The sequence below is a fragment of the Pseudomonas sp. TH06 genome (genome assembly GCF_016651305.1).
Lineage (GTDB): Bacteria > Pseudomonadota > Gammaproteobacteria > Pseudomonadales > Pseudomonadaceae > Aquipseudomonas.
Genome location: NZ_JAEKEC010000001.1, coordinates 3,230,228 through 3,255,302 on the forward strand (window position 1 = coordinate 3,230,228; position 25,075 = coordinate 3,255,302).

22 protein-coding genes are annotated in these 25,075 nt (G+C 59.9%); 15 read left to right on the plus strand and 7 right to left on the minus strand.

The annotated features are described in order from the left end of the window. The first annotated feature begins 184 nt into the window (after positions 1-184). The 6 genes from JFT86_RS14530 to JFT86_RS14555 all read left to right on the plus strand — a co-directional run bounded on the left by JFT86_RS14530 (position 185) and on the right by JFT86_RS14555 (position 7,465). Positions 185-1,210, plus strand: coding sequence for a PDDEXK nuclease domain-containing protein (locus JFT86_RS14530; RefSeq protein WP_201237192.1), 1,026 nt, complete (start codon positions 185-187; stop codon positions 1,208-1,210). A 107-nt stretch (positions 1,211-1,317) separates the two neighbouring features. Beyond that, positions 1,318-2,220, plus strand: a complete 903-nt coding sequence (cysM, locus tag JFT86_RS14535) for a cysteine synthase CysM (protein WP_201238605.1) — start codon at positions 1,318-1,320, stop codon at positions 2,218-2,220. Continuing rightward, positions 2,220-3,596, plus strand: coding sequence for a 23S rRNA (uracil(1939)-C(5))-methyltransferase RlmD (gene rlmD / locus JFT86_RS14540; protein WP_201237193.1), 1,377 nt, complete (start codon positions 2,220-2,222; stop codon positions 3,594-3,596). The genes cysM and rlmD overlap by 1 nt, the downstream gene beginning before the upstream one ends. 101 nt (positions 3,597-3,697) lie before the next feature. Beyond that, positions 3,698-5,941, plus strand: a complete 2,244-nt coding sequence (gene relA / locus JFT86_RS14545) for a GTP diphosphokinase (RefSeq protein WP_201237194.1) — start codon at positions 3,698-3,700, stop codon at positions 5,939-5,941. 123 nt (positions 5,942-6,064) lie between these two features. Further along, the gene (mazG, locus tag JFT86_RS14550) at positions 6,065-6,898 is read left to right on the plus strand and encodes a nucleoside triphosphate pyrophosphohydrolase (protein ID WP_201237195.1); all 834 of its coding nucleotides are present in this window, start codon (positions 6,065-6,067) and stop codon (positions 6,896-6,898) included. 24 nt (positions 6,899-6,922) lie between these two features. Continuing rightward, on the plus strand, positions 6,923-7,465 hold the full coding sequence (locus JFT86_RS14555) for a DUF2058 domain-containing protein (protein ID WP_038367495.1): 543 nt from the start codon (positions 6,923-6,925) through the stop codon (positions 7,463-7,465). Positions 7,466-7,535: 70 nt separating this feature from the next. Here the strand turns inward: JFT86_RS14555 and JFT86_RS14560 are convergent, their stop codons facing one another. From JFT86_RS14560 to JFT86_RS14585, 6 genes are all read right to left on the minus strand, one after another. Beyond that, entirely contained in the window at positions 7,536-7,724 is a 189-nt protein-coding gene (locus JFT86_RS14560) for a hypothetical protein (protein WP_201237196.1), read from the minus strand. Between the two features lie 393 nt (positions 7,725-8,117). Next, positions 8,118-9,338, minus strand: a complete 1,221-nt coding sequence (fabB, locus tag JFT86_RS14565) for a beta-ketoacyl-ACP synthase I (RefSeq protein ID WP_201237197.1) — start codon at positions 9,336-9,338, stop codon at positions 8,118-8,120. An 11-nt stretch (positions 9,339-9,349) separates the two neighbouring features. Further along, the gene (gene fabA, locus JFT86_RS14570; RefSeq protein ID WP_003227150.1) at positions 9,350-9,865 is read right to left on the minus strand and encodes a 3-hydroxyacyl-[acyl-carrier-protein] dehydratase FabA; all 516 of its coding nucleotides are present in this window, start codon (positions 9,863-9,865) and stop codon (positions 9,350-9,352) included. Positions 9,866-10,112: 247 nt separating this feature from the next. Then, the gene (locus tag JFT86_RS14575; protein ID WP_201237198.1) at positions 10,113-12,017 is read right to left on the minus strand and encodes an ATP-binding protein; all 1,905 of its coding nucleotides are present in this window, start codon (positions 12,015-12,017) and stop codon (positions 10,113-10,115) included. Beyond that, positions 12,014-12,946, minus strand: coding sequence for an ABC transporter substrate-binding protein (locus JFT86_RS14580; RefSeq protein WP_201237199.1), 933 nt, complete (start codon positions 12,944-12,946; stop codon positions 12,014-12,016). The genes JFT86_RS14575 and JFT86_RS14580 overlap by 4 nt, the downstream gene beginning before the upstream one ends. A 1-nt stretch (position 12,947) precedes the next feature. Continuing rightward, entirely contained in the window at positions 12,948-15,071 is a 2,124-nt protein-coding gene (locus JFT86_RS14585; protein WP_201237200.1) for a TonB-dependent receptor, read from the minus strand. A gap of 196 nt (positions 15,072-15,267) precedes the next feature. Between JFT86_RS14585 and JFT86_RS14590 the strand changes: the two genes are divergently transcribed. The 9 genes from JFT86_RS14590 (at position 15,268) to JFT86_RS14630 (ending at position 23,250) form a co-directional block, all read left to right on the plus strand. Continuing rightward, positions 15,268-16,293, plus strand: coding sequence for an NAD(P)H-dependent glycerol-3-phosphate dehydrogenase (locus JFT86_RS14590; protein ID WP_201237201.1), 1,026 nt, complete (start codon positions 15,268-15,270; stop codon positions 16,291-16,293). A gap of 18 nt (positions 16,294-16,311) precedes the next feature. Beyond that, on the plus strand, positions 16,312-16,659 hold the full coding sequence (locus JFT86_RS14595) for a DUF4389 domain-containing protein (RefSeq protein ID WP_201237202.1): 348 nt from the start codon (positions 16,312-16,314) through the stop codon (positions 16,657-16,659). Next, positions 16,656-17,108, plus strand: a complete 453-nt coding sequence (sixA, locus tag JFT86_RS14600; RefSeq protein WP_158954403.1) for a phosphohistidine phosphatase SixA — start codon at positions 16,656-16,658, stop codon at positions 17,106-17,108. Before JFT86_RS14595 ends, sixA begins: the two co-directional genes overlap by 4 nt. A gap of 202 nt (positions 17,109-17,310) precedes the next feature. Beyond that, positions 17,311-18,966 (plus strand): AMP-binding protein, encoded by a 1,656-nt coding sequence (locus JFT86_RS14605; RefSeq protein WP_201237203.1) that lies wholly within the window; start codon positions 17,311-17,313, stop codon positions 18,964-18,966. 31 nt (positions 18,967-18,997) lie between these two features. Next, a complete protein-coding gene (locus tag JFT86_RS14610) occupies positions 18,998-19,441 on the plus strand; it encodes a hotdog fold thioesterase (protein WP_008087813.1) in 444 nt (147 codons plus the stop codon). Positions 19,442-19,560: 119 nt separating this feature from the next. After that, a complete protein-coding gene (locus JFT86_RS14615) occupies positions 19,561-20,367 on the plus strand; it encodes an alpha/beta hydrolase (protein ID WP_201237204.1) in 807 nt (268 codons plus the stop codon). After that, on the plus strand, positions 20,364-21,218 hold the full coding sequence (locus JFT86_RS14620; RefSeq protein WP_201237205.1) for an alpha/beta hydrolase: 855 nt from the start codon (positions 20,364-20,366) through the stop codon (positions 21,216-21,218). Before JFT86_RS14615 ends, JFT86_RS14620 begins: the two co-directional genes overlap by 4 nt. Before the next feature lie 103 nt (positions 21,219-21,321). Continuing rightward, positions 21,322-22,140 (plus strand): DUF4892 domain-containing protein, encoded by an 819-nt coding sequence (locus JFT86_RS14625; RefSeq protein ID WP_201238606.1) that lies wholly within the window; start codon positions 21,322-21,324, stop codon positions 22,138-22,140. Positions 22,141-22,209: 69 nt separating this feature from the next. Continuing rightward, a complete protein-coding gene (locus JFT86_RS14630; RefSeq protein WP_201237206.1) occupies positions 22,210-23,250 on the plus strand; it encodes an AI-2E family transporter in 1,041 nt (346 codons plus the stop codon). 873 nt (positions 23,251-24,123) lie between these two features. Here JFT86_RS14630 and xopAW read toward each other — a convergent pair. Further along, entirely contained in the window at positions 24,124-24,978 is an 855-nt protein-coding gene (gene xopAW / locus JFT86_RS14635) for a XopAW family type III secretion system calcium-binding effector (RefSeq protein ID WP_201237207.1), read from the minus strand. Between the last annotated feature and the right edge of the window lie 97 nt (positions 24,979-25,075).

Sequence of the window (25,075 nt, forward strand, 5' to 3'; positions counted from 1 at the left end):
GAACTGCGGCACCCTGTAAGAGCGAGCTTGCTCGCGATGTAGTCCGTTGGTGGAGGCCAATCCTGCGAGTATGCAGGAGCGCACGCTTTCTTTTGTACGACATTTCCCAAGCTGCATCAGCGGTCATGTTTAGCGTTCTGAACGGTTTAGGCTCGTGCCTCACCTGATCCTCAAGGAATTGCGCATGACTGTATCCAGCCTTACTGGCAGCCCGGATGGCGAACGCTTCAACGAAGTGCTCGCACTGATTCATAGTTCCAGAAATAAGGCAATGCAGGCGGTCAATACGCAGCTGATTGAGCTTTATTGGCAGGTAGGCGCGCACATCAGTCGCAAGATTGAGCAGGCGGAGTGGGGGGATTCGGTGGTGGGGCAATTGGCCGATCATCTGGCTCTGAGACAACCGGGGTTGCGAGGGTTCACTCGGCGCAATTTGTTTCGGATGCGCCAGTTTTATGAGATTTATCGGGGCGATCAGAAAGTGTCAGCACTGCTGACACAATTGCCTTGGACTCATAATTTACTCATTTTTACTCAGAGTAAGCTCTCTGAAGAGCGCGAGTTTTATCTGCGGATGGCCATTCAGGAGAAGTGGTCTACAAGAGAGTTGGAGCGCCAATTCAAAACGGCGCTGTTCGAAAGAAGCGTCACCAACCCGGCGAAAGCTTCCGCGGCACTGAAACAAGCCCATCTCGCAGCACTCGAGATTTTCCGTGATACCTACATGGTCGAGTTCCTCGATCTGCCCTCTGCTCATTCCGAAACCAATTTGCACCAAGGCCTGCTATCCCGCCTCAAGGAATTCCTGATCGAACTTGGTCGCGACTTCTGCTTTGTCGGTTCCGAATATCCATTGCAGGTCGGCGGTCGGGATTTTTCTCTGGATCTTCTGTTCTTTCACCGAGGGCTCAACTGCCTTGTAGCCATTGAACTCAAGGTCGGCCGTTTTGAGCCGGAATACCTCGGCAAGCTGGATTTCTATCTGGAGGCGCTGGATCGCAATGTCCGCAAGCCTCACGAAAGCCCGGCCATTGGTGTCTTGCTGTGTGCAAGCAAGGAAGATGAGGTCGTCGAATACGCCCTCAATCGCAGTCTTTCGCCCGCATTGATAGCGGAATATCAAACCTGTCTGCCGGATAAGCAATTGCTGCAGGCCAAGTTGCATGAGTTTTATGCCCTGGATACGGCGCACACAGAAAATAGCGACTAACGGCTGCTTATTCCCATAAACCATAAGCACCGCACTTTGCGTGATATGGCCTGCGCGGGTTTGCCGGTATGATAGGCGCCCCCGCACGTCTGGATTGCGAATACGCCATGACCCTGCAGTACCCAACCATCGCCGATTGCGTCGGCAACACTCCGCTGGTGCGTTTGCAGCGCCTGCCCGGTGACACCAGCAACACCCTATTGCTCAAGCTCGAAGGGAATAACCCGGCGGGTTCGGTCAAGGATCGTCCGGCGCTGTCGATGATCACCCGTGCCGAACTGCGCGGGCAGATCCACGCGGGCGATACGCTGATCGAAGCGACCTCGGGCAACACCGGGATCGCCCTGGCCATGGCCGCCGCGATCAAGGGTTACAAGATGATCCTGATCATGCCGGACAACTCCAGCGCCGAGCGTAAAGCGGCGATGACCGCGTACGGTGCCGAGCTGATTCTGGTCAGTCAGGAAGAAGGCATGGAAGGCGCGCGCGATCTTGCGCAGCGCATGGAAGCCGAAGGTCGGGGCAAGGTGCTCGATCAGTTCGCCAATGGCGATAACCCCGAAGCGCACTACACCACCACCGGCCCGGAAATCTGGCGTCAGACCCAGGGCACCATCACTCACTTCGTCAGTTCGATGGGCACCACCGGCACCATCATGGGCGTGTCGCGCTACTTGAAAGAGCAGAGCGACAGCGTGCAGATCGTCGGTTTGCAGCCGATGGAAGGCTCGGCCATTCCCGGCATCCGTCGCTGGCCGCAGGAATACCTGCCGAAGATCTATCAGGCCGATCGCGTTGACCGCATCGTCGACATGGCGCAAAGCGAGGCCGAGGACGTCACCCGTCGTCTGGCCCGCGAAGAAGGCATCTTCTGCGGCGTGTCCTCGGGCGGTGCGGTGGCAGCGATGCTGCGCCTGTCCAAAGAAGTTGAAAACGCGGTGATCGTCGCGATCATCTGCGACCGTGGCGACCGTTATCTGTCGACCGGCATTTTCGACGCGCCCAACTGATGGCCAAGCATGAGAGAGGCCTGCGCTTCCAGCCCACCGGCGGTAGCAAGGCTCCGCAAATCCCGACCGGCAAAAAGCAGCGCTTGAGCATCGAGCGCCTTGCCAATGACGGTCGCGGTATCGCGTTTTTCGAAGGCAAAACCTGGTTCGTTCTCGGCGCCCTTGCCGGTGAAGAGGTCGAAGCCCGGGTACTCGGTGCCCACGGCAAAGTGGTCGAGGCGCGCACCGAACGCGTGTTCAAGGCCAGTGAATTGCGCCGCCCGACGCCGTGTCCGCACGCGGGTCGCTGCGGCGGTTGCAGTGTTCAGCATTTGCCCCACGGCGAACAGCTTGCCCTGAAACAGCGCATGCTCGCCGAGCAATTATCCAAGGTGGCCGGTGTCGAACCACAAGAGTGGGCAGCACCGTTGACCTGCCCCGAGTTCGGTTACCGCCGACGTGCCCGGATCGCCGTGCGTTGGGACATGAAGGCGAAAAAGCTCGAGGTCGGTTTCCGCGCTGCCGGCAGTCAGGACATCGTCGCCATCAGCGAATGCCCGGTGCTGGTACAGCCCTTGCAACCGATCATGACCCGTTTGCCGGAGATGCTCCGTCGCTTGAGCAAACCGCAGGCGCTGGGCCATGTGGAATTGTTCAGCGGTTCGTCTTTGGCGGTGCTGTTGCGGCACATGGCGCCGTTGTCCGAAGCGGATCTGACGATTCTCAAGGACTTCTGCCAATTTCATGAAGCGCAACTGTGGCTGCATGGCGAAGGTGAACCGCAACCGGTGGATGCGAGCCAGTCGTTGGGTTATCGCCTGGAGCAGTGGAATCTGGATCTGGCCTGGCGGCCAGGCGACTTTATCCAGGTCAACGCCGGGGTCAACGAAGCAATGGTGGCGCAAGCGCTGGACTGGCTGCTGCCGACCCGCGACGAACGTGTGCTCGATCTGTTCTGCGGCTTGGGCAACTTCGCGTTACCGCTGGCGCAAAACGTGCGCGAAGTGGTCGCGGTGGAGGGCGTGCAGACCATGGTCGATCGCGCCGCTGCCAACGCTGCTAGTAACAATTTGCATAACACAAAGTTTTTTCAAGCCGATTTATCCCAGCCTTTGACCGATGCTCAGTGGATCGGAAACGGCTTTTCTGCGGTACTCTTGGACCCACCGCGTGACGGTGCTTTCGAGGTGGTGCGCAAGCTTGCGACCCTGGGTGCCAAACGGCTGGTGTACGTGTCGTGCAACCCTGCAACTCTGGCGCGCGATACGGTCGAATTGATCAAGCAGGGCTACCGGTTAAAACGTGCCGGGATTCTCGATATGTTTCCTCAGACGGCACATGTCGAGGCCATGGCGTTATTTGAAGCGAGCCAGGATGGCTCGTCTGAATCCGTCTGAGCTGTCCGTGTCGCGCTCGCTTTAGCCCCGCGAGCGCAAACGGGCAACGAAGCTCAGCGATTTGACGCATTGAATCTGCGTCGTAGGGAAGGTAAAGCAACATGGTACAGGTGAGAGCACACCAGCCGATCAACAATGACGGCAGTATCAATCTCGAGGCTTGGCTCGATCACGCGGTCAGTGTCGATCTGGCACTGGATCGCGAAGCCTTGAAAGAAGCCTGCGAGTTCGCTCGCGAGGCCGAACAACAGTCCAATGCCAAGAAGAATCTGTGGGCCGAAGGCTCCGGCAGTTTCAGCACGGGACTCGAGATCGCCGAGATCCTCGCCGACCTCAAGCTTGATCAGGATTCGCTGGTCGCCGCGGTCCTGTATCGCGGCGTACGCGAAGGCCAGATTGCACTCGCGGCCGTCGGTCAGCGCTTCGGTCCGGTGGTGGCCAAGCTGATCGACGGCGTACAGCGCATGGCGGCTATCAGTGACAGCCTCAGCCCGCGTCAGTCGATGGTCATGGGCACGCAAGGGCAGGTGGAAAACCTGCGCAAGATGCTTGTGGCAATGGTCGACGACGTGCGCGTTGCGCTGATCAAACTCGCTGAGCGTACCTGTGCGATCCGTGCGGTTAAAACCGCTGACGACGAAAAGCGCAACCGCGTCGCCCGCGAAGTCTTCGACATCTACGCGCCGCTCGCGCACCGGCTCGGTATCGGTCATATCAAATGGGAACTGGAGGACTTGTCCTTCCGTTATCTGGAACCGGATCAATACAAACAGATCGCCAAGTTGCTCCATGAGCGGCGGCTGGATCGCGAGCGTTTCATCGCCGACGTGATGACCCAGCTCAAGGACGAATTGCAGGCCACCGGCGTCGACGCCGACATCAGCGGCCGGGCCAAACACATCTATTCAATCTGGCGCAAAATGCAGCGCAAGGGTCTGGAGTTCAGCCAGATCTACGACGTTCGCGCCGTTCGCGTGCTGGTGCCGGAAATGCGCGACTGCTACACCGCGCTCGGCATCGTCCACACGCTGTGGCGGCACATCCCGAAAGAATTCGACGACTACATCGCCAACCCGAAAGAGAACGGCTACCGCTCGCTGCACACCGCAGTGATCGGCCCGGAAGGCAAAGTGCTGGAAGTGCAGATACGCACCCACTCCATGCACGAAGAAGCCGAGCTCGGCGTCTGCGCGCACTGGCGCTACAAGGGCACTGACGTCAAATCGGGTTCGAACCATTACGAAGAGAAAATCTCCTGGCTGCGTCAGGTGCTCGAATGGCACGAAGAGCTGGGCGATATCGGCGGTCTGGCCGAACAGCTGCGGGTCGATATCGAGCCGGATCGGGTGTACATCTTCACCCCCGACGGTCACGCCATCGACTTGCCGAAAGGCGCGACGCCGCTGGACTTCGCCTACCGCGTGCACACCGAGATCGGCCACAACTGCCGTGGCGCGAAGATCAACGGGCGCATCGTGCCGCTCAACTACAGCCTGCAGACCGGTGAGCAGGTCGAGATCATCACCAGCAAACACGGCACGCCGAGTCGTGACTGGCTGAACTCGAACCTGGGTTACGTCACCACCTCGCGGGCGCGGGCGAAGATCGTTCACTGGTTCAAATTGCAGGCGCGCGACCAGAACGTTGCGGCCGGTAAAACCCTGATCGAGCGCGAACTGACGCGTCTTGGTCTGCCTGCGGTGGATTTCGACAAGCTGGCCGACAAGGCCAACATGAAAACTGCCGAAGACATGTTTGCCGCCCTCGGTGCCGGCGACTTGCGTCTGGCGCAACTGGTCAATCTCGCGCAGCAACTGGTCGAGCCGGAACGCGGCAACGAACAACTGGAACTGATCCCACGCAAGGCCACCGGTTACAAGCCGGGCAAGCGCGGCGACATTCAGATCCAGGGCGTCGGCAACCTGATGACGCAGATGGCGGGCTGCTGCCAGCCGCTGCCGGGCGATGCGATTGTCGGCTACATCACCCAAGGGCGTGGCGTGAGCATTCACCGTCAGGACTGCGCCTCGGTGCTGCAACTGGGCGGGCGCGAGCCGGAGCGGATCATTCAGGTCAGTTGGGGCCCGGTGCCGGTGCTCACCTATCCGGTGGACATTGTCATCCGCGCCTACGACCGTTCCGGTCTGCTGCGTGACGTCTCGCAGGTGCTGCTCAACGAGCGCATCAACGTTCTGGCGGTCAACACCCGCTCGAACAAGGAAGACAACACCGCGTTGATGTCTCTGACCATCGAGATCCCGGGTCTGGATGCGCTGGGACGGTTGCTGGGGCGGATTTCGCAGTTGCCGAACATCATCGAAACGCGGCGTAACCGCACGCCGTAATGTAGGTTTCCTGTGGGAGCGAGCCTGCTCGCGAAAAGGGCGTGTCAGTCGACAACTTTGTTGCAGACACACCGCTTTCGCGAGCAGGCTCGCTCCCACAATGGTTTTGGTGAGAGATAAGTGATGTACAGCCTTGAAGACCTGCTCCACCTGATGAGCCGGCTGCGCGATCCGCAGTACGGTTGCCCGTGGGATATCAAGCAAACCTACGCGACCATCGTCCCGCACACCCTCGAAGAAGCCTACGAAGTGGCCGACGCCATCGAGCGCGGCGATTTCGATCATTTGCAGGGCGAGCTTGGTGACCTGTTGTTCCAGGTCGTCTATTACAGTCAGTTGGCTCGGGAAGAAGGGCGTTTTGAATTCGCCGGGGTGATCGACAGCATCACCCGCAAGCTGATTCGTCGTCACCCGCACGTGTTCCCGACCGGTGATCTGTATGCGCCGCTCGATGTGCCGCGATTGAATGAGGAGCAGGTCAAGCAGCGTTGGGAAGAGATCAAGGCCGAAGAACGCGCCGAGAAATCCGCCGCGCCCGAGCAACTGTCGCTGCTCGATGATGTGCCGGCAACGCTGCCGGCATTGTCCCGTTCAGCCAAGTTGCAGAAGCGCGCCGGGCAGGTCGGTTTCGACTGGCCGGACGCCTTGCCGGTGTTCGACAAGGTCCGCGAAGAGCTCGATGAAGTGCTCGAAGCCATGTCCGAAAACGATCCCGAAGCGGTGTCGGAAGAGATCGGCGATCTGCTGTTTTCCGTGGTCAATCTGGCCCGGCATCTGAAGGTCGATCCGGAAACTGCACTACGTGGCGCCAATGGCAAATTTGAAAGACGTTTCCGTTTTATCGAACAGGCATTGCGCGACACCCACCGTCCCATAGAAGATTGCACCCTCGAAGAGTTGGACGCCCTGTGGGGTGAAGCCAAACGTCAGGAAAAGAATTTGCCTAGCTGCGGCTGAGCAACTGCCCAAGTGAGTAAGCACATGAGTATTTCCCTTCGCGATCAGTTGCTCAAAGCAGGCCTGGTCAACCAAAAGCAGGCCAAGCAGGTCAGCAAGGACAAGCAGAAGCAGCAGCGTCTGGCCCACAAAGGCCAGATCGAACTGGATGACTCGCAGCAGCGCGCTGCCCAGGAAGCCATGGCCGAGAAGGTCAAGCGCGACCAGGAGCTGAATCGTCAGCAGAAAGAAAAGGCTGAAGCCAAGGCGCGTGCTGCGCAGGTCAAGCAGTTGATCGAGGTCTCGCGTCTGCCGAAGCTGACCACCGAGGACTACTACAACTTCGTCGATGACAAGAAGGTCAAGCGCATCTCGGTCAACACGCTGATGCGCAACAAGCTCAGCAGCGGTTCACTGGCGATCGTGCATCATGCTGGCGGCTACGAAGTGATCCCGCGTGAAGCGGCGCTGAAGATCCAGGAGCGCGATCCACAGCGTATCGTGCAGCTCAATGTGCAGACCGAAGAGGTCAGCAGCGAGGACGATCCGTACGCGGCCTATCAGATCCCTGACGATCTGATGTGGTAAATCGATAAAGCTGTAACAACGAAAAACCCCGCTGATGGCGGGGTTTTTCGTTTTCAATGCTGTGGTTGAATCAGGCGGATTGTAAGTCCCGTTGTTGCTCTTGCACTTCGAGTTCGGCCTTGTAGTTGTGGGCATCGATCTCGTTGTGGAACATGCCGACCAGCAAGTCTTGTTGATGCACATCCCAGATGCGGATACCGGCGGCTACGCCTTCGTGGGACATGTGTGAATCGTCGCGTTCAGTTACTTTTACAGTCATCTGCTAGCTCCAAATCTCAAGTTATCTGCAGCAAGGCGTGTGCAGGACTCTTTTATATGATTTGTTAGCTTGCTAAGTAAACGCTTGATTCGTGCAACGTATTCTTGCGTAAAACGCAACAGTGCTACAGCCCGCTAAATCCGCGACATTCGGTCGCAGGTTGGTAAGTTTCATGACAGAAGTTTCATTTTCGGAGCACCGAAAACCCCTGTAGGAGTGAGCCTGCTCGCGATTGCGCAGTGTCAGTCACCGACGATGTTGGCTGATCCACCGCTATCGCGAGCAGGCTCACTCTTACAGGAAATGTGCGTCGGCGATGAGGTTTTTTGCAGGCAAAAAAAAAACGCCCCGAACCAGTCGGGGCGTTTTCATGTGTGGCTCAGCAGCAGGGAATTACTTGCCTTCCCAGCGCTTCAGCACCAGCGTGGCGTTGGTGCCGCCGAAGCCGAAACTGTTGCTCATCACGGTGTTGATGGTGGCGTTCTCGCGGGTCTTGGTCAGCACCGGCAGATCGGCCACTTCAGGGTCCAGCTCGTCGATGTTGGCGGAACCGGCAATGAAGTTGCCTTCCATCATCAGCATGCAGTAGATCGCTTCGTGAACGCCAGCGGCGCCCAGGGAGTGACCGGACAGGCTCTTGGTCGAGCTGATCGCTGGAGCCTTGTCGCCGAACACTTCACGCACACCTTTCATTTCCGCGACGTCGCCGACCGGAGTCGAAGTGCCGTGGGTATTCAGGTAGTCGATCGGAGTATCAACGGTGGACATCGCCATCTGCATGCAGCGGATCGCGCCTTCGCCACTCGGGGCAACCATGTCGTAGCCGTCGGAGGTCGCGCCGTAGCCAACGATTTCCGCGTAGATTTTCGCGCCACGGGCCAGAGCGTGTTCCAGCTCTTCAACCACGACCATGCCGCCACCGCCGGCAATGACGAAACCGTCACGGTCTTTGTCGTAGGCACGGGAAGCCTGTTCCGGGGTGTCGTTGCGCTTGCTGGACAGTGCGCCCATGGCGTCGAACAGGAACGATTGGCTCCAGTGCTCTTCTTCACCGCCACCGGCGAAGACGATGTCCTGCTTGCCCATCTGGATCTGTTCCATGGCGGTACCGATGCAGTGAGCACTGGTGGCGCAGGCAGAAGCGATGGAGTAGTTCAGGCCTTTGATCTTGAACGGCGTGGCCAGGCAAGCGGAAACGGTGCTGCTCATGGTCCGCGTTACGCGGTATGGGCCGACGCGTTTCACGCCTTTCTCGCGCAGGATGTCCAGCGCTTCCATCTGGTTCAGCGTGGAAGCACCGCCGGAACCGGCGATCAGACCGGTACGCGGGTTGGACACTTGCTCTTCGGTCAGGCCGGAGTCAGCAATGGCGTCTTTCATGGCCAGGTAGGCGTAAGCCGCTGCGTGGCCGACGAAGCGATAGATCTTGCGATCGATCAGCTCTTCAAGGTTGAGGTCGATGGAGCCGGAAACCTGGCTACGCAGACCCATTTCGGCATATTCCGGGTTGAACCGGATACCAGGGCGGCTTGCACGCAGGTTAGCGGAGACGGTCTCTTTGTCATTGCCCAGGCACGAAACGATGCCCAGACCAGTGATAACGACGCGGCGCATGCGAATAACCCTTAGAAGTTGTCAGTGGAGGTGAACACGCCGACGCGAAGGCCTTCGGCGGTGTAGATTTCGCGACCGTCGACAGTCACCGAACCATCGGCAATGGCCAGGTTCAGCTTGCCCTTGAGGACGCGTTTGATATGAATGTTGTAGGTGACTTTCTTCGCGGTCGGCAGGACCTGACCGAAGAACTTCACTTCGCCCGAACCCAGCGCACGGCCACGGCCCGGCAGACCCTGCCAGCCCAGGAAAAAGCCGACCAGTTGCCACATGGCATCCAGACCCAGGCAGCCCGGCATCACCGGATCACCTTCGAAGTGGCACGCGAAGAACCACAGGTCAGGGTTGATATCCAGCTCGGCGACCAATTCACCTTTGCCGTACTTGCCGCCTTCTTCGCTGATCAGAGTGATGCGATCGACCATCAGCATGTTCGGGGCGGGCAGTTGCGCGTTACCTGGGCCGAACAGCTCACCGCGACTGCAGCGCAGCAGATCTTCCCGAGTAAAGGCGTTTTGTTTGGTCATGCGAGCTCCTCAATAATCCCATGCGGCAGGTGGGGCAAATCTTCCCGACCGTTCGAAGCGTTCATGCCTCGAACCGGCAGCCTACTCATAGACTATTGCGTTGTGGTGAAAGTCACAGCACCAAGGACATGAATGTACACTTGTGCACTGAAATTTTTATTCAAGCCCCTTTTGAGGCTCGTTCGGGTGCCTAAGACTGCCGCACTTTCGCTTTTCACGCCAGTCACAGATGGTCAAAAGACCGTCACTAGGACACCCAACGCTGCAGAATCTGCTGTAGATCATTACGTTTGAACGGCTTCGCCAGATAATCGTTCATCCCTGCCGACAGGCAGGTTTCGCGGTCGCCCTGCAAGGCATTGGCCGTCAGCGCGATGATCGGCACGTCGCGGCGCCCGGGCAGTTGGCGAATCTGCCGGGTGGCCTCATAGCCATCGATGATCGGCAAACGGCAATCCATCAGAATCACTTCAAAATCATTGCCCTCGGCACTGCGCACCGCCTGCGCGCCATCGGTGGCGACACTGACAGTAAAGCCCAGGCTGCGCAGCATTGCTTCGATCACGGTCTGGTTAACCGGATTGTCTTCCACCAGCAACACATTGCGCCCCTCGCCGTGGCCATTGCCATTCAAGGCGCGGGGGGCGGCCAGTTGTGGCAACGCCTGCTTATAAAGAGCCAGCGGAATTTCCAGGGTAAACACCGAGCCGCGACCTTCCTCGCTCTGTGCACGCAAGGTGCCACCCATGCGTTCGGCGAGGGTGCGCGCGATCGGCAGGCCGAGCCCGGTGCCGCCGTAGCGTCGCGAAATCGAACTGTCGGCCTGCTGGAATGCGTTGAACATCGATTCAAGGTTCTCGGACGAAATGCCGATGCCACTGTCGCGGACCGAGCAGGTGAACCACAGCAGTTCGTGATCGAGCGACTGCCACTGCGCCTCGATGCTGACCCGACCCTGTTCGGTGAACTTCAGGGCATTGCCAACCAGGTTGACCAGGATCTGCCGGATCCGCGTCGGATCGCCCTGCACCTGCAAGCCGCGCATGTCCTCGGGAATCCGCAGATTGAGGGCCAGGCCACGCTGCACCGCGCTGTGCTGGAACGACTGCGCGCAGGCGCCGATCAGTTCGGCAAGGTTGAACGGAATGTGCTCAAGTTCAAGCTCCGAACGTTCGATGCGCGAGAAGTCGAGAATATCGTTGATCACCTTGAGCAAATGCTCGGTGGACTCGGAGGCGAGGGCGGCGTACTCGATCTGCTCCTCGGTCATCTCCGTGGTTTCGAGCAATTGCAGCATGCCCAGCACACCGTTCATGGGCGTGCGCAGTTCATGGCTCATCATCGCCAGAAAGTCTGATTTGGCGTTGTTGGCCTTTTCCGCTTCTTCGCGGGTCTGGATCAATTGCGCCATGGCTTGCTGCTGTTCACGGCTGGCCTGTTCCAGCGCCTGGGCGAGGTTGTTGATGTGCTGCGACAGCGCCCCGAGCTCGGTGTCATCAACGATCGGCAGCGGGGTTTTATAGTCGCCGTCCTGAATCGCCTTGACCGCGTTGCCGATATCGCGAATCGGCTGCGACAGACTGCCGGCCAGACGTCGCGCCAGGACGAAAGTGAAGAGCAGGGCGAACAACGCCAGAATCCCCGCCTTGAAGAGGATTTCCTGCTGACGCTGGCTGAAGGCATCGTTGGACAGACCGACGATCACCCGCCCCAGATAATCCTCGCTGGCCCCACCATTACTGACTTTGACGTCCTGGAAGAAATCATTCTGCAGAGCGATCCGCTGCAAGCGCACCGGTGCCTGAAACACCTCGACCTGATGCGGGCGACTGTGGGCTTCCGCCGGTTGTTCGACATACACCAGAATCCGGTTGGCGCTGTCCTGCACTTCCAGAAAACGCACGTTGGGCGTCGCCAGCGTGGCCTTGAGCAGACTTTCCAGCACTTCGTTGTTACCGGAAATCACCCCGTACTCGGTGGCGGGCGCCAGTTGGTTGGCGATCAGTTGGCCGGTGTGGTTCAGCTCCTGGCGCAAATCCTGAATGCGCACGAAGGTGAAGAAACTGATCAACAGCAAGGTCAGCAACAGCGCCGGGCCGAGGCTGATCAGCTGGGTGCGGGTGTTGATGTCCCAACGACGACGGAAACTCATGGGCGGCTTTCTCCTTCAGCCAACGCGCGGGCAACAGACGCTTCGTTCAGCGGTTCAATACCCAGGGAACGAGCTACCTGGGCATTACTTGAGACTTTAAAACGTGCGGGGTAGAGCGTTCGCGGCCAGTTGGCGGGTGGCTGGTCGAGCAAATGGTCGAGCACAGTCAGCCAATCGTTCTGGTCGCTGTAACTGCTGGCCAGGCTGCCGGCACGGACAAACGCGGCGTTCGGACCGATCAGCGCCAATTGTCGCGAGTAGCTGCTGAGCAGCAGATTTTTCGCGGTTTTCGGGTTGTACAGATCGGGATCGTCGAGGCCCAGCAGCACGTCGCTGTTTTTCAGCACGGTTTGCAAGGGGCGACTGTCGTGGGTGTTGTCCCAGCGCTGGCTGACGATTTCCAGATTCAACGGCTGCGCTGCCAGGTGCAGCTCTTTAAGGAGGAACTCGCTGTGCTGGTCGAACAACACGCCAACCCGGCGTGCCTGCGGCAGAATTTGGCGGATCAATTGCAACTGCCGGCCAAGCGGCGGATCGCTCCACAGCAGGCTCAGGCGGGACGGCTGTGCCGAGCCGAGACGTTGACGGGCTTGCAGGCGACTGATGCGTAACACCAGCGTCGCCGGGCCCTGGGTTTCTTGCAGGCGCCAGTCGAGGCTCGGCAGATCGAGCAGGATCAGACGCAGGCTGGCCGGCAGTTTTCCCGGCGCCGGCAGGCTGGCCAGTGGCTGGAAACGCACGGTGTCGGTCGGGCGCAGTTCGCTCAGCGCTTGTACGAACGCTTGCACGCCGGGGCTTTCTTCGGCACCGGTCAACAGAATGTCGGCGGCCTGCACCGCCACGCCGTGCAGCCACGCGGTCAGAAACAGACACAAACCGGCCAGCCAGTGAGCCAGGGTTGGCGTCTTTCGCGTCAGGCCGTAGCGCACCTTAGAATTCCAGCTCGGCGCTGAAGTACAGCACGCGGCGCTCGTCGTAATTGTTGTCGACGAAAGTGGTCGGCTCATGGTCGAGGCGTTGCTGCAGCACGCCGGCCAATTGCAATTGCGCCTTGCCCAGGGCGATGCGCTTGGCGATTCGCGTGTCGACCCGCTCGAAGCGGTAGCCGTTGAGCGCGTTGTCGCCGTAATAGAAGAGGGCGCTGTTCCAGCCGTGACCCCAGTCGCGCAGCCAGCCGGCGGAACCGCTGTTGCTGGCGGTGAATTGCTGATCCAGCGGATTGCTCGCCTCGGCATCGACGTAGGAGTACGTCAGACGCAGGCGGTCGATTGTGCTCAGGCGCCAGTCGAGCTGGGTTTCAGTGCCGCGAAACCTTGAGCTGTTGGCGTTGCTGGCGATGTATTGGTTGTTGCGCAGCGGTTCGCTGATCATCCCGGTGATCTCGTCGTAGAACAGCTTCACGTCGAGCGCCAGACCCAGTTCGGCGAAATAGCCGTTGTAGCCCAGTTCCCGCGAGCGCATGTGTTCCTGATCGAGATCGCCGGGGCCACGGGTCTTGACGAAGTAACGCGCCGAAGACTGGCCGTAGGCCGAGGGCTGCAGCTTGCTGACCTGATAGCTCCAGTTGACGTTGTTCTCGAACATGTCCGGCGAGCGGATCGCCTCCGAATACACCGCGCGCAGGCTGTGGCGCGGATTGATCAGGTAATTGACCGCGAAGCGTGGCGTCAGTGAACTGCCGATCAGTTGCGTGTCTTCGAACATCGCACCGCCCTGCAACAGCCAGTGTTCACTGGCGCGCCATTCCAGTTGGCCGAACGCGCGCCAAGTGGTGTCGTCCAGCGTGCCGTTGAAGTAAGTCTCGGAATCGGCCCGGTCGTAACGATAGTTCATGCCGCTGACCAGGCGCACGCTGTCGGACAGGCTGAGGGTGTCTTGCAGTTCGAGGTCGTAGCGCGATTCGCGGGCGCTCTGGTCGATTTCGCCGCACAACGTCTGGCTGGCGCCGTTGCGCCATTGATCGAGCACGCGATTGGCCAAAGCCATTTCCTGCGGTGTGCCGGGTGCCGCGCCGGGACCGGTGAAACGGGTGATGTTGCGGGCCAGGCGTTCGGTGTAATTCGGGTTGAGCTGCCACAGTTGCGTCAGCTCGGGGCTGAACGACACCTCGGCGTCGCAGGCACGCCAGGTTTGCTGACGATCCCAGTGCTGCGCCGAGCCTTGGATATAAAGGCTGTGCTCTGGGTTGATGTCGAGATTCCAGCGCACCGAGCCGGCGTAGTCCTTGGCCACCACGTCGGAATTGTTCCCGGTGGCGGTAATCCCGGAGAACACCGGACGGTAGGTGTAGGGCCGCTGATTGGTGCCATCCTTCGCGTTGACCTGCCAGTCGAGGCTCTGGTTGTCGCTGAGGGTGTGACTGACCGCGAGGCTGAAGCGGTTCAAACGGCGACTGTCGCGGTAATCGGCGCCGCTGCGGTCGCTGTCGAAGCCATCGTCTTCCTGACCGGACAGCGACAGGCGCAGATCGCCGCCATTCCAGCCGGTGCCCTGGCTGGCATAGAAGTCATTGATACCGCGCTGGCCACGGGTGATCTTCAGCCGCGTGCCGTGGCTGTCTGCCGGATTGCGCGTGATGATGTTGACCACCGCCATCAGCGCGTTGGCGCCGTAGCTGACGGTGTTCGGGCCGCGAAAGACTTCGATGCGCTCGATGTCCTCGATGGCCACCGGAATATCACTCCAGTCCACCGTTGCCAGGCCTGCGCGATAGACCGAGCGGCCATCGATCAGTACCTGCATGCGCCGCGCTTCGGTGGCGTTGGTGCCGTGGTAATTGACCGCTGCCTGATTGCCGCTGATGTTGCCGACCATCATCCCCGGCACCAGCCGCAGCAGTTCACTGATGTCGCGGGCGCCGCTGGCGTTGATCAATTCACTGTCGAGTACGGTCATGCTCCCCGGCACCTCCGCAGGTGTCTGCTTCAGGCGCGTGGCCGTCAGCACCTGCGGCAGCGTCTCGCTGTCCATGAACAGGTCGTCCGCCTGCGACACCGGGCTGAACAACAGCGCCAGCAACAGGGAGGAACGCGGTGGGGGAGCGGCAAAAAACACGACACAGCCTATAGAGCGAAGAATTGGCGCGCATGTTAACCGAGGGCAGCGACTTTTCCAGTCACGTTAGAGGCATTTTCCTAGGTTTTATTGGTCTTCTTCCTACAAGTGTCGGTAATTGACGCAGGGGCTGGCCGCGACCGGGTCGCCCCGTATAATGCCGGCATCGCCACTGGTATGGATTAACGGATTGCATATGACTGAACAGCGCCCGATTGCGGTCCTGGGAGGCGGAAGTTTTGGAACCGCCGTGGCCAATCTTTTGGCCGAGAACGGCCATCAAGTCCGGCAGTGGATGCGTGACCCCGAGCAGGCCGAGGCCATCCGGGTCAATCGCGAAAACCCGCGTTACCTCAAAGGCATCAAGATTCTGCCGGGCGTGACCGCCGTCACTGACCTGCAGGAAACCCTCGACGCCTGCGACTTGTGCTTTGTCGCGCTGCCGTCCAGTGCCTTGCGCACGGTGCTGGCGGCTCACGCCGAGCGCTTGAGCGGCAAAATGCTGGTCAGCCTGACCAAAGGCATCGAAGCCCACACCTTCAAACTGATGAGCCAGATCCTCGAAGAGATCGCCCCGCAAGCACGCATCGGCGTGTTGTCCGGGCCGAATCTGGCGCGGGAAATCGCCGAGCATGCGCTGACCGCCACGGTGGTCGCCAGTGAAGACGAAGAACTGTGCAAACAGGTGCAGGCTGCCTTGCACGGGCGCACTTTCCGCGTGTACGCCAGTGCCGACCGTTTCGGTGTCGAACTGGGCGGGGCGTTGAAAAACGTTTACGCGATCATCGCCGGCATGGCGGTTGCGCTGGAGATGGGTGAAAACACCAAGAGCATGCTGATCACTCGCGCCCTGGCCGAGATGACCCGGTTTGCGGTGAATCAAGGCGCTAACCCGATGACCTTCCTCGGTCTGGCCGGTGTCGGCGACTTGATCGTGACGTGCTCGTCGCCAAAGAGCCGCAACTATCAAGTCGGCTTCGCCCTGGGCCAAGGCCTGAGTCTTGAGGACGCGGTGTCGCGCCTCGGTGAAGTCGCTGAAGGGGTCAATACCCTGAAAGTGCTCAAGGCCAAATCCCAGGAAGTGAGCGTGTACATGCCGCTGGTCGCCGGACTGCACGCGATCCTGTTCGAGGGGCGCACGCTGGAACAGGTCATTGGTCTGTTGATGCGGGCCGAGCCGAAAACCGACGTCGACTTTATTTCCACCAGTGGTTTCAACTGATTCAGCAGGGAGTGAGCCATGAACGATCCGAAAACCGAAGCCAAGTACGAGTCGATCCTGCTGCGGGTGTTGTGGATGATCGTCTACATAGTGGTCTGGCAAGTGGCGCAGTTCGTCCTCGGCGTAGTGGTGCTGGTGCAGCTTGTGTATAGACTGATCTATGGCGCGCCGAGCGCCGGCCTGATGAATTTCGGCGACAGCCTGAGCCAGTTTCTGGCGCAGATCGGTCGTTTCGGCAGTTTTCACAGCGACCAGAAACCCTGGCCGTTTGCCGATTGGCCAACGCCGCGTACGCCGGAAGGTGAAGCGGCGCACGCCGTGCCGCCAGCACCGCACCCGGCCCGAGATGAGGAGCCCAAGCTATGAAGCTCTGGGTGTTGCGTCACGGTGAGGCCGTGCCTTACGGCTCGTGTCCTGATTCCGAGCGGGAACTGACCGATCACGGTCGCAAGGAAGCCTTGAGCAGCGCGGCTCACTTGATCGGGCAGCCGCTGACCGCGATCTATGCCAGCCCCTATCTGCGCGCGCAACAGACCGCGCAGATTGTTCGCGAGGCGCTGGGTTTCGAGCCGGAGATCCGCACGGTCGAGTGGCTGACACCGGAAGTTGATCCGGACAAGGTGACCGATCAACTGGTGTCGGTGAGCAATGTGCTGCTGGTCAGCCACAACCCTTTGGTGGGCAATCTGCTCAGCTATCTGCAGCATGGCGCCGGACATCCACCGGAAAGGGTCAGCACCGCTGGCCTGGCTGAATTGGAAAGCCCTGAACTGCTGATCGGCTCGATGACCCTGAACAGCCTCAAGCATCCCTAACACCGCTCCCCTGTAGGAGTGAGCCTGCTCGCGATGAGGCCATATCAGTCAATATCAATTTAGGCTGATACACCCGCTATCGCGAGCAGGCTCACTCCTACAGGTTCTCTGTGTACCGGAAATTATTTGTTTGAATTTTCCAACCAAGCACTTGCTTGGTTGACTACGCTTGCTCCAGACCTAAAAAACAGGAGCGAGTCGCATGTCTGCCGCATTCCGTTTGCCGCTGGACGTGTTCTACGAACGTGAGGCCCGTCATCCGCGCCAGCGCTTTCTCGTACAGCCCATCGGTGGCGGGCAGGTCGAGACTCTGACCTGGGCCGACGTCGGTCATCAGGCCCGTTGCACTGCACACTGGCTGCGCGCGCGGGAGTTGCCGCCCGGCAGCCACATCGCTCTGATCTCGAAAAACTGCGCACACTGGATCATCGCCGACCTCGCCATCTGGATGGCCGGGCATGTTTCGGTGCCGCTGTATCCCAACCTCACTGCTGACTCCGTGGCCCAAGTGCTCAGTCACTCAGAGAGCGCGTTGGCGTTTATCGGCAAGCTCGATGACTGGCCCGGAATGTCGAAAGGCGTGCCCGTCGATCTGCCGACCATCAGCCTGCCGTTGCATCCACTGGGCGAGTTCGATTTCAACTGGGCGGACTTGCAGCGTTGCTCGCCGATTCAGGACGATCCGCGTCCCGTCGCCGAGCAACTGGCGACGATTATCTATACCTCCGGCACTACCGGCCTGCCCAAAGGCGTGATGCACAGCTTTGCCAATCTTGGATTCGCCACGACCCGTGGCACGCAACTGTTCGGGCTCAACGAGAACGACCGTTTGCTGTCGTACCTGCCGCTGTGTCACGTTGCCGAGCGTATGTTCGTTGAACTGGCATCGATCTATACCGGGCAAACGGTGTTCTTTGCCGAAAGCCTCGACACCTTCATCACCGACCTCAAGCGTGCGCGGCCGACCGCGATGTTCGGTGTGCCACGGATCTGGACCAAATTTCAGATGGGTGTCTACAGCAAGATCCCGGCAAAACGTCTGGATTTCCTCCTCGGCCTGCCGTTCATTGGCAAGCGGGTAGGGCACAAAGTGCTGGCGGGGTTGGGGCTGGATGCCTTGCGCGTCGCTCTGTCCGGTGCGGCGCCGGTGCCGCAGACCTTGCTCACCTGGTATCAGAAACTGGGTCTCGATGTGCTGGAGGTCTACGGCATGACCGAGAGTTGCGGTTACTCGCACATCTGCCTGCCGGGCCAATACAAACAGGGCTGGATCGGCAAACCGTGCCCGGATGTCGAGGTGCGTATCGACGAGTCGGGCGAGGTACAGGTGCGCAGTCAGGCGAACATGCTTGGCTACTTCAAGGAACCACAGAAGACTGCCGATACGCTGACCGAGGACGGCTTTCTGCGTACCGGTGACAAGGGCGAGCAGGATGCCGAAGGACGTTTGCGCCTGACCGGTCGGCTCAAGGAAATCTTCAAGACCAGCAAGGGCAAATACGTCGCCCCGGCGCCAATCGAAAACCGTCTGGCGGTGCATTCGCGGATCGAACAGGTGTGTGTGGTCGGTGACGGTCTGAGTGCGCCGCTGGGCTTGTGTGTGCTGTCGACGGTCAATCAGGAGGAGGGCCGGGCGAGTCTGCATTCGAGCCTGGAAAAACTGCTGGAAGAGGTCAACGCCGTGCTCGACAAGCACGAACGCCTGCGTCGACTGGTGGTGGTCAAGGACAGTTGGGCGGTGGAAAACGGCTTTCTCACGCCGACCCTGAAAATCAAACGCAACGTCATCGAAGACACCTACGGTGCCCGCTTCGAAGAATGGAGCGAGCGCAGCGAGGCGGTGCTGTGGCAGGATTGAGCGTCGACCAAAACAACCAAGGAAGTCTGCGATGAGCCTGTGGCGTACCACTCCCGACATCGAGCAGTTGAACGCAATCCAGAAAAACACCATCGGCGAAGTGCTGGATATTCGCTTCGAAGCATTCGACGAAGAGTCGCTGACGGCGAGCATGGTCATCGACCATCGCACTCACCAGCCTTACGGTTTGCTGCATGGCGGCGCGTCGGTGGTGCTGGCGGAAACCGTCGGTTCAATGGCCAGTTATCTGTGCATCGATGCCAGCAAGTTTTACTGCGTCGGGCTTGAGATCAATGCCAACCATCTGCGCGGCCTGCGCAGTGGCCGGGTGACGGCGGTGGCCAAACCGATTCATATCGGCCGTACGACCCACGTCTGGGATATCCGTTTGACCAGCGATGAAGGCAAGGCCAGTTGTGTGTCGCGCTTGACCATGGCGGTGGTGCCGCTGGGTGAACAGCCGCCGGCGCGGTAATTGTCGATTTGCCCATAGCTTTGACCTGACTGTCATCATTCCTGGCAGTTACGGTCATTGCCGCAGAGCGTGGTCTTGCGGACAATCAACGCCACGTTCTTGCTCATGGATTTGCCTGTATGTCGCAACCGATCTTTTTCGCCCACGCCAACGGCTTCCCTTCGGGCACCTATGGCAAGTTGTTCGCGGCGCTGGCGCCCGAGTATCGGGTTGCGCATCTGCAACAGCATGCCCATGACCCGCGTTTCCCGGCAGATGACAACTGGTACAACCTGGTCGACGAACTGATCCACCATTTGCAGCAGCAGGATCAACCAGTGTGGGGCGTCGGTCATTCATTTGGCGGTGTTCTGCACCTGCACGCGGCGCTGCGTTGCCCTGAACTGTATCGCGGCGTGGTGATGCTCGATTCGCCAGTACTGACCCGCAGTGATCAATGGGTTATCCGCGCCGCCAAACGCTTTGGTTTCATCGATCGGCTGACCCCGGCCGGTCGCACGTTGGGGCGGCGCGAGGAGTTTGCCGATCTCGACAGTGCGCGCAGCTATTTCGCCGGCAAGTCGCTTTTCCGCGGTTTCGATCCGGAATGCTTCGATGCTTACCTGCAACACGGTTTGCACCCGGTCGGCGACAAGCTGCGCCTGCGTTTCGACCCGGCCACCGAGATCAGCATCTATCGCGGCGTGCCGCACACCAGCCCCGGTCGTACCCGGCAATTGAAAGTGCCGCTGGCGGTGGTGCGCGGGCACAAGAGCAACGTGGTCATGCGCCATCACACCCGTTTCGTTTCGCGCATGCCGCAAGGTGAAGCGCTGAGCATGCCCGGCGGGCACATGTTTCCTCTGGAGCGCCCGCAGGACACTGCTCGACTGCTGAAGAACCTGTTCACTCGCTGGGAAACCCGTCAGGACAAGGATTGCGCATGAGCCCGACTTTCGAAGAAGTGCGCCTGAGCCTGCCGCATATCGAACTGGCGGCGCATTTGTTCGGACCCGAGGACGGGTTGCCGGTGATCGCCCTGCATGGCTGGCTCGACAACGCCAACAGCTTTGCGCGGCTGGCACCGAAGCTCAAAGGCTTGCGCATTATTGCGCTGGACATGGCCGGGCACGGGCATTCCGGACACCGCCCCAATGGCGCCGGCTATGCGCTGTGGGACTACGCGCATGATGTGCTGCAAGTCGCCGAGCAACTGGGCTGGAAGCGTTTCGGTCTGCTCGGGCATTCGATGGGCGCGATTGTCTCCCTGGTGCTGGCGGGGTCGTTGCCCGAGCGGATCACGCATCTGGCGTTGATCGATGGGGTAATTCCTCCTACAGACAAAGGCGAAAATGCTGCCGAGCGGATGGGCATGGCCCTGCAGGCACAGCTGGATCTGCGCGAGAAACGCAAACCGGTTTACAACACTCTCGACCGTGCTATCGAAGCGCGGATGAAAGGCCTGGTGGCGGTCAGTCGTGAAGCCGCCGAGTTGTTGGCCCAGCGCGGCCTGATGCCGGTGCCCGGTGGTTACACCTGGCGCACCGACAACCGTCTGACCCTGCCATCGCCGCTGCGCCTGACCCAGGAGCAGGCCATGGCATTCGTTCAACGCATCGCCTGCCCGGCGCAATTGATCGTCGCCGCCGACGGCATGCTGGCCAAACACCCGGAACTGCTGGAACGTCTACCCTTAAGCCGGGAACAGCTGGCGGGTGGGCATCATTTGCACCTGAACGATGAGGCCGGTGCGGATCTTGTCGCAGACTGTTTCAATCGCTTCTTCGCCATTCCTTGACTTGCTGCGGGCAACTGTCGAGGCTGGGCGGGTTGAAATGGGAGACAACCACGATGGATTTTTACACCGCTACGACCCCGAACCGCCAAGCCATGCCGATCCGATGAGCCTGACCAAGCGATCACTCAGTCTGCTGGCACTGTGCTGTTTCAGTTCCGTTTCGTTCGCCGCCGATGTGCCGGGCAGTCAGGATCTGCAGATCGTGCCGCGTCTGGCCGATGCGCAAATCGTCGACTATCGGCCGCCGGTGGAACTGGAGCGGATCTACCCGCTGGGTTCAATCCGCAAAATCAGTGGCCAGTTGCGTTTCGACGGTCAGGTGACTGCCCGTGGCCAGACCACTTCGGTGACTTACGAGTTGCCCCCCGAACATTCCGCCAACGAAGCCTTCACCGCCGCCCGCGAGGCCCTGCAAAAGCAGGACGCCGAGTTGCTGTTCTGGTGCCAGGCGCGGGACTGCGGAGAGAGCAGCCTGTGGGCCAACGAGGTGTTCGGCAATTCCAAACTGTACGGCGCCGACGAGCAGCAAGCCTATCTGTTGCTGAGGCTGGCGGCACCGAAGGACAATACGCTGGTGGCGCTCTACAGCATCACGCGGGGCAATCGCAAAGCCTATCTGCATGTCGAACAGTTCGAGGCCGTTGCGCCGCTTGGCGAGTTGCTGCCGACCTCCGCAACCTTGTTGCGTCAGCTCAAAAGTACCGGCGAGCTGGACTTTCCCAAGCTTGTGAATGATCCGGATGACACCTGGCTGCGCCTGATTTCCCGTGGCCTGAACCTCGACACCACGCAGCGGGTGACGGTATCCGGGCCGAAGGCCGAGGCCTGGCGTCAGGCACTGATCAATCAGGGCGTACGCGCCGCGCGGATGGAAACCGGCAGTGTCGACGGCGCAGGCTTGCGCATCGATCTGTTGCGATAAGCTCTATCGGGCGAACACGCGCGCTGTGTTCGCCTATTCTTGGCCTGACTGATTTTTTCGAGACTCTACATGCTCAATAACGATCGACTGCTGGTGCAGATCCTGTTGCTGGTGTTGTTTGGTGCCAGTCTTTGGGTGATGGCGCCGTTCTGGTCGGCGCTGTTCTGGGGCGCGGTGCTGGCGTTTGCCAGTTGGCCGCTGATGCGCCTTCTGACCCGGCTGCTCAATGGCCGAGAGTCGCTGGCTGCGGCGATCCTGACCTTGGGCTGGATGTTGCTGGTAGCGGCGCCATTGGTCTGGCTGGGGTTCAACCTCGCCGACCATGTGCGTGACGCCACCGCCTTCATCAAGGACGTGCAGGTCGATGGATTGCCGGAAGCGCCGGCCTGGCTCGGCACTGTGCCGTTGGTAGGCGAGCGCCTGGTCGGGGTCTGGAACAGCATCGATCAGCAGGGCGCGGCACTGATGGTGTCGATCAAGCCTTATCTGGGGCAGGTCGGTAACTGGTTGCTGGCGCGCAGTGCGCAGATCGGCGGCGGGATTCTCGAGCTGACGCTGAGCATTGTCTTTGTGTTCTTTTTCTATCGCGACGGGCCGCGTCTGGCGGCGTTTGCTCACCGGTTGCTGGAGCGTTTGATCGGTGATCGTGCCGGGTATTACATCGAGTTGGTGGCCGGTACGGTGCAACGGGTGGTGAACGGGGTGATCGGTACGGCGGCGGCGCAGGCGGTTCTGGCGTTGATCGGGTTTTTGATTGCCGGGGTGCCGGGGGCGCTGGTGCTGGGGATCGTCACGTTTCTGCTAAGTCTGATTCCGATGGGGCCACCGTTGGTGTGGGTACCGGCTACGGCTTGGCTGGCCTGGAAGGGTGAATATGGGATGGCGGTGTTTTTGGGGATTTGGGGGACGTTTATCATCAGTGGTGTGGATAACGTTCTGAAGCCCTATCTGATCAGCCGGGGCGGTAATCTGCCGCTGGTGATTGTGTTGCTTGGGGTGTTTGGCGGGTTGATTGCGTTTGGGTTTATCGGGTTGTTTATCGGGCCTACGCTTTTGGCTGTTGCTTATAGTTTGTTGACGGATTGGAGTAAGAGTCAGGCTCGGGTTTAGGTTGGGGTTTTGGGGTTTTGGGGTTTTGGTTTGGGGTGTATATCCGTTTTTTGGGTGATGGCGGCTTAGGGTTCCGCCCTTACGGCGGGTCACTTTTGGCAGACGCCCCAAAAGTAACCAAAAGGGCTTTACCCTGACGTACGGCCCTCGCTTAGGCTCGGGTTCCTTCGTTCCGGGATTGATCCGGGCGCATCGCCTACGGTTTGCTTCGCTGCACCTCCTCTCGATGCATTTGGCTGCGCCAAACGGTCGCTGCGCTCCCACCCCCGGATCAATCCCTTCACTCAGCCTGCCGACGGGCCTTTTAGATCAAAAGCGGTACTCGAGCTAACGCTCATTGTGTTGAGTGGGGCGGCATGCGCCGTGTGCGGGGGGGGCTTTTTTTTGTGGGAGCTGGTTTGCCAGCGATGGCAGCCTGACAGCTGACCAGTCTTTGGCGGATGTACGCATCCCCTGTAGGAGCTGCCGAAGGCTGCGATCTTTTGATCTGCTCTGGCGCTGGCTCTGGCTCTGGCTCTTGCTTTGCTTTTGCCCTTCCGCCCCTTCGGCAGGCCGAGCGAAGGTGTTCATCCGGGGGTTAGGCGCGCAGCGCCGTTTGGCGAAGCCAAACACATCGAGAGGAGGTGCAGCGCAGCCAACCGTAGGCGATGCCCCCGGATGGACACCGTAGCGAGGGAACACTGAGCCTCAGCGAAGTGCCGTACGCCGGGGCCAAGCCTTTTGGGTTACCTTTTCGGCGTCTGGAAAAGGTGACTCGCTGTAAGAGCGAAACCCTAAGCAGCCATAACCGCAGCAACGGATATGCCCCCAAACCAAAATGCATACCAATTCCCATGCAGGAGCAGCCTTCGGCAGCTCCTGCACGAGGTTCGTTTATGTCGCGACGTTGAGATATTTGCCCACCGGCGCGGCGCTGGTGAGCGAATATTGTTTGCTCAGATTGGCAATCATGCGGTTCAGCGCTTCACCAGTTGACTGCGCGCTGGCCGTCTCCTCATCCGACGGACGCTCACGGCCAGCCTGCAAAGCGGCCTTCAATTCATCACTGCTCACGCCACCACTACTATCGCTGTCCAGAACCTTGAGCAGCGCCGCACTGGTGTCGGTGCTGGTCGCCGAGGTGCTGTCGCTCGCCTGCAACGCACTGCTCAATTCGGTGGCAGTGACGCTACCGTCACCGTCGGCATCAAGCTGGCTGAACAGCTCGTCACTGTTGACTTGTGGTGGAGGCGGCGGTGGCGGCGTCAGGCTGGCGGTGAGTTCGTCCTGGCTGACGGTGCCGTCCTTGTTTTTGTCCAGGGCCGAGAAGATTTCGTGGCTGTCGGCGGTGCTGCCGGCGCTGGTTAGGCCGCTGCTCAGTTCATCGCTGCTGATGGCGCCGTCGCCATCGGAGTCGAGGGCGCTGATCAGAGCGTCGGCGAGGTCGGTGTTCGGGGCTTGGTCTTGGGGTGGTGGCGGTGGCGGCGCCATGGCGGTCATTTCTTCGGCGCTGAGGCTGCCGCTGTCGTCGCTGTCCAGATCACCGAATTGTTTGCTCAGGTTGACCAGCAATCCGTCGTCGGACTTCTGTGACAGGGCGCTTTTCAGTTCGTCCTGATCCACCGCGCCGTCGCCGTTGCTGTCGAGTTTGGCGAACAGTTCTTTTTGCAGTTGCTGGCTGCGTGCGTTTTGCGTGGAGGTGCTGCTGGTGCTGGTATAGCTCGTGTAGTTGCTGACGCTACCGATCATCGGGCTCACTCCTTGGACGGTAAAACCGGTGGGCGTACCGGCTTATGCAGCCTCAAGGGGCAAGTTGTCGTGGGTATGTGGGATTTGTACCGGCTGG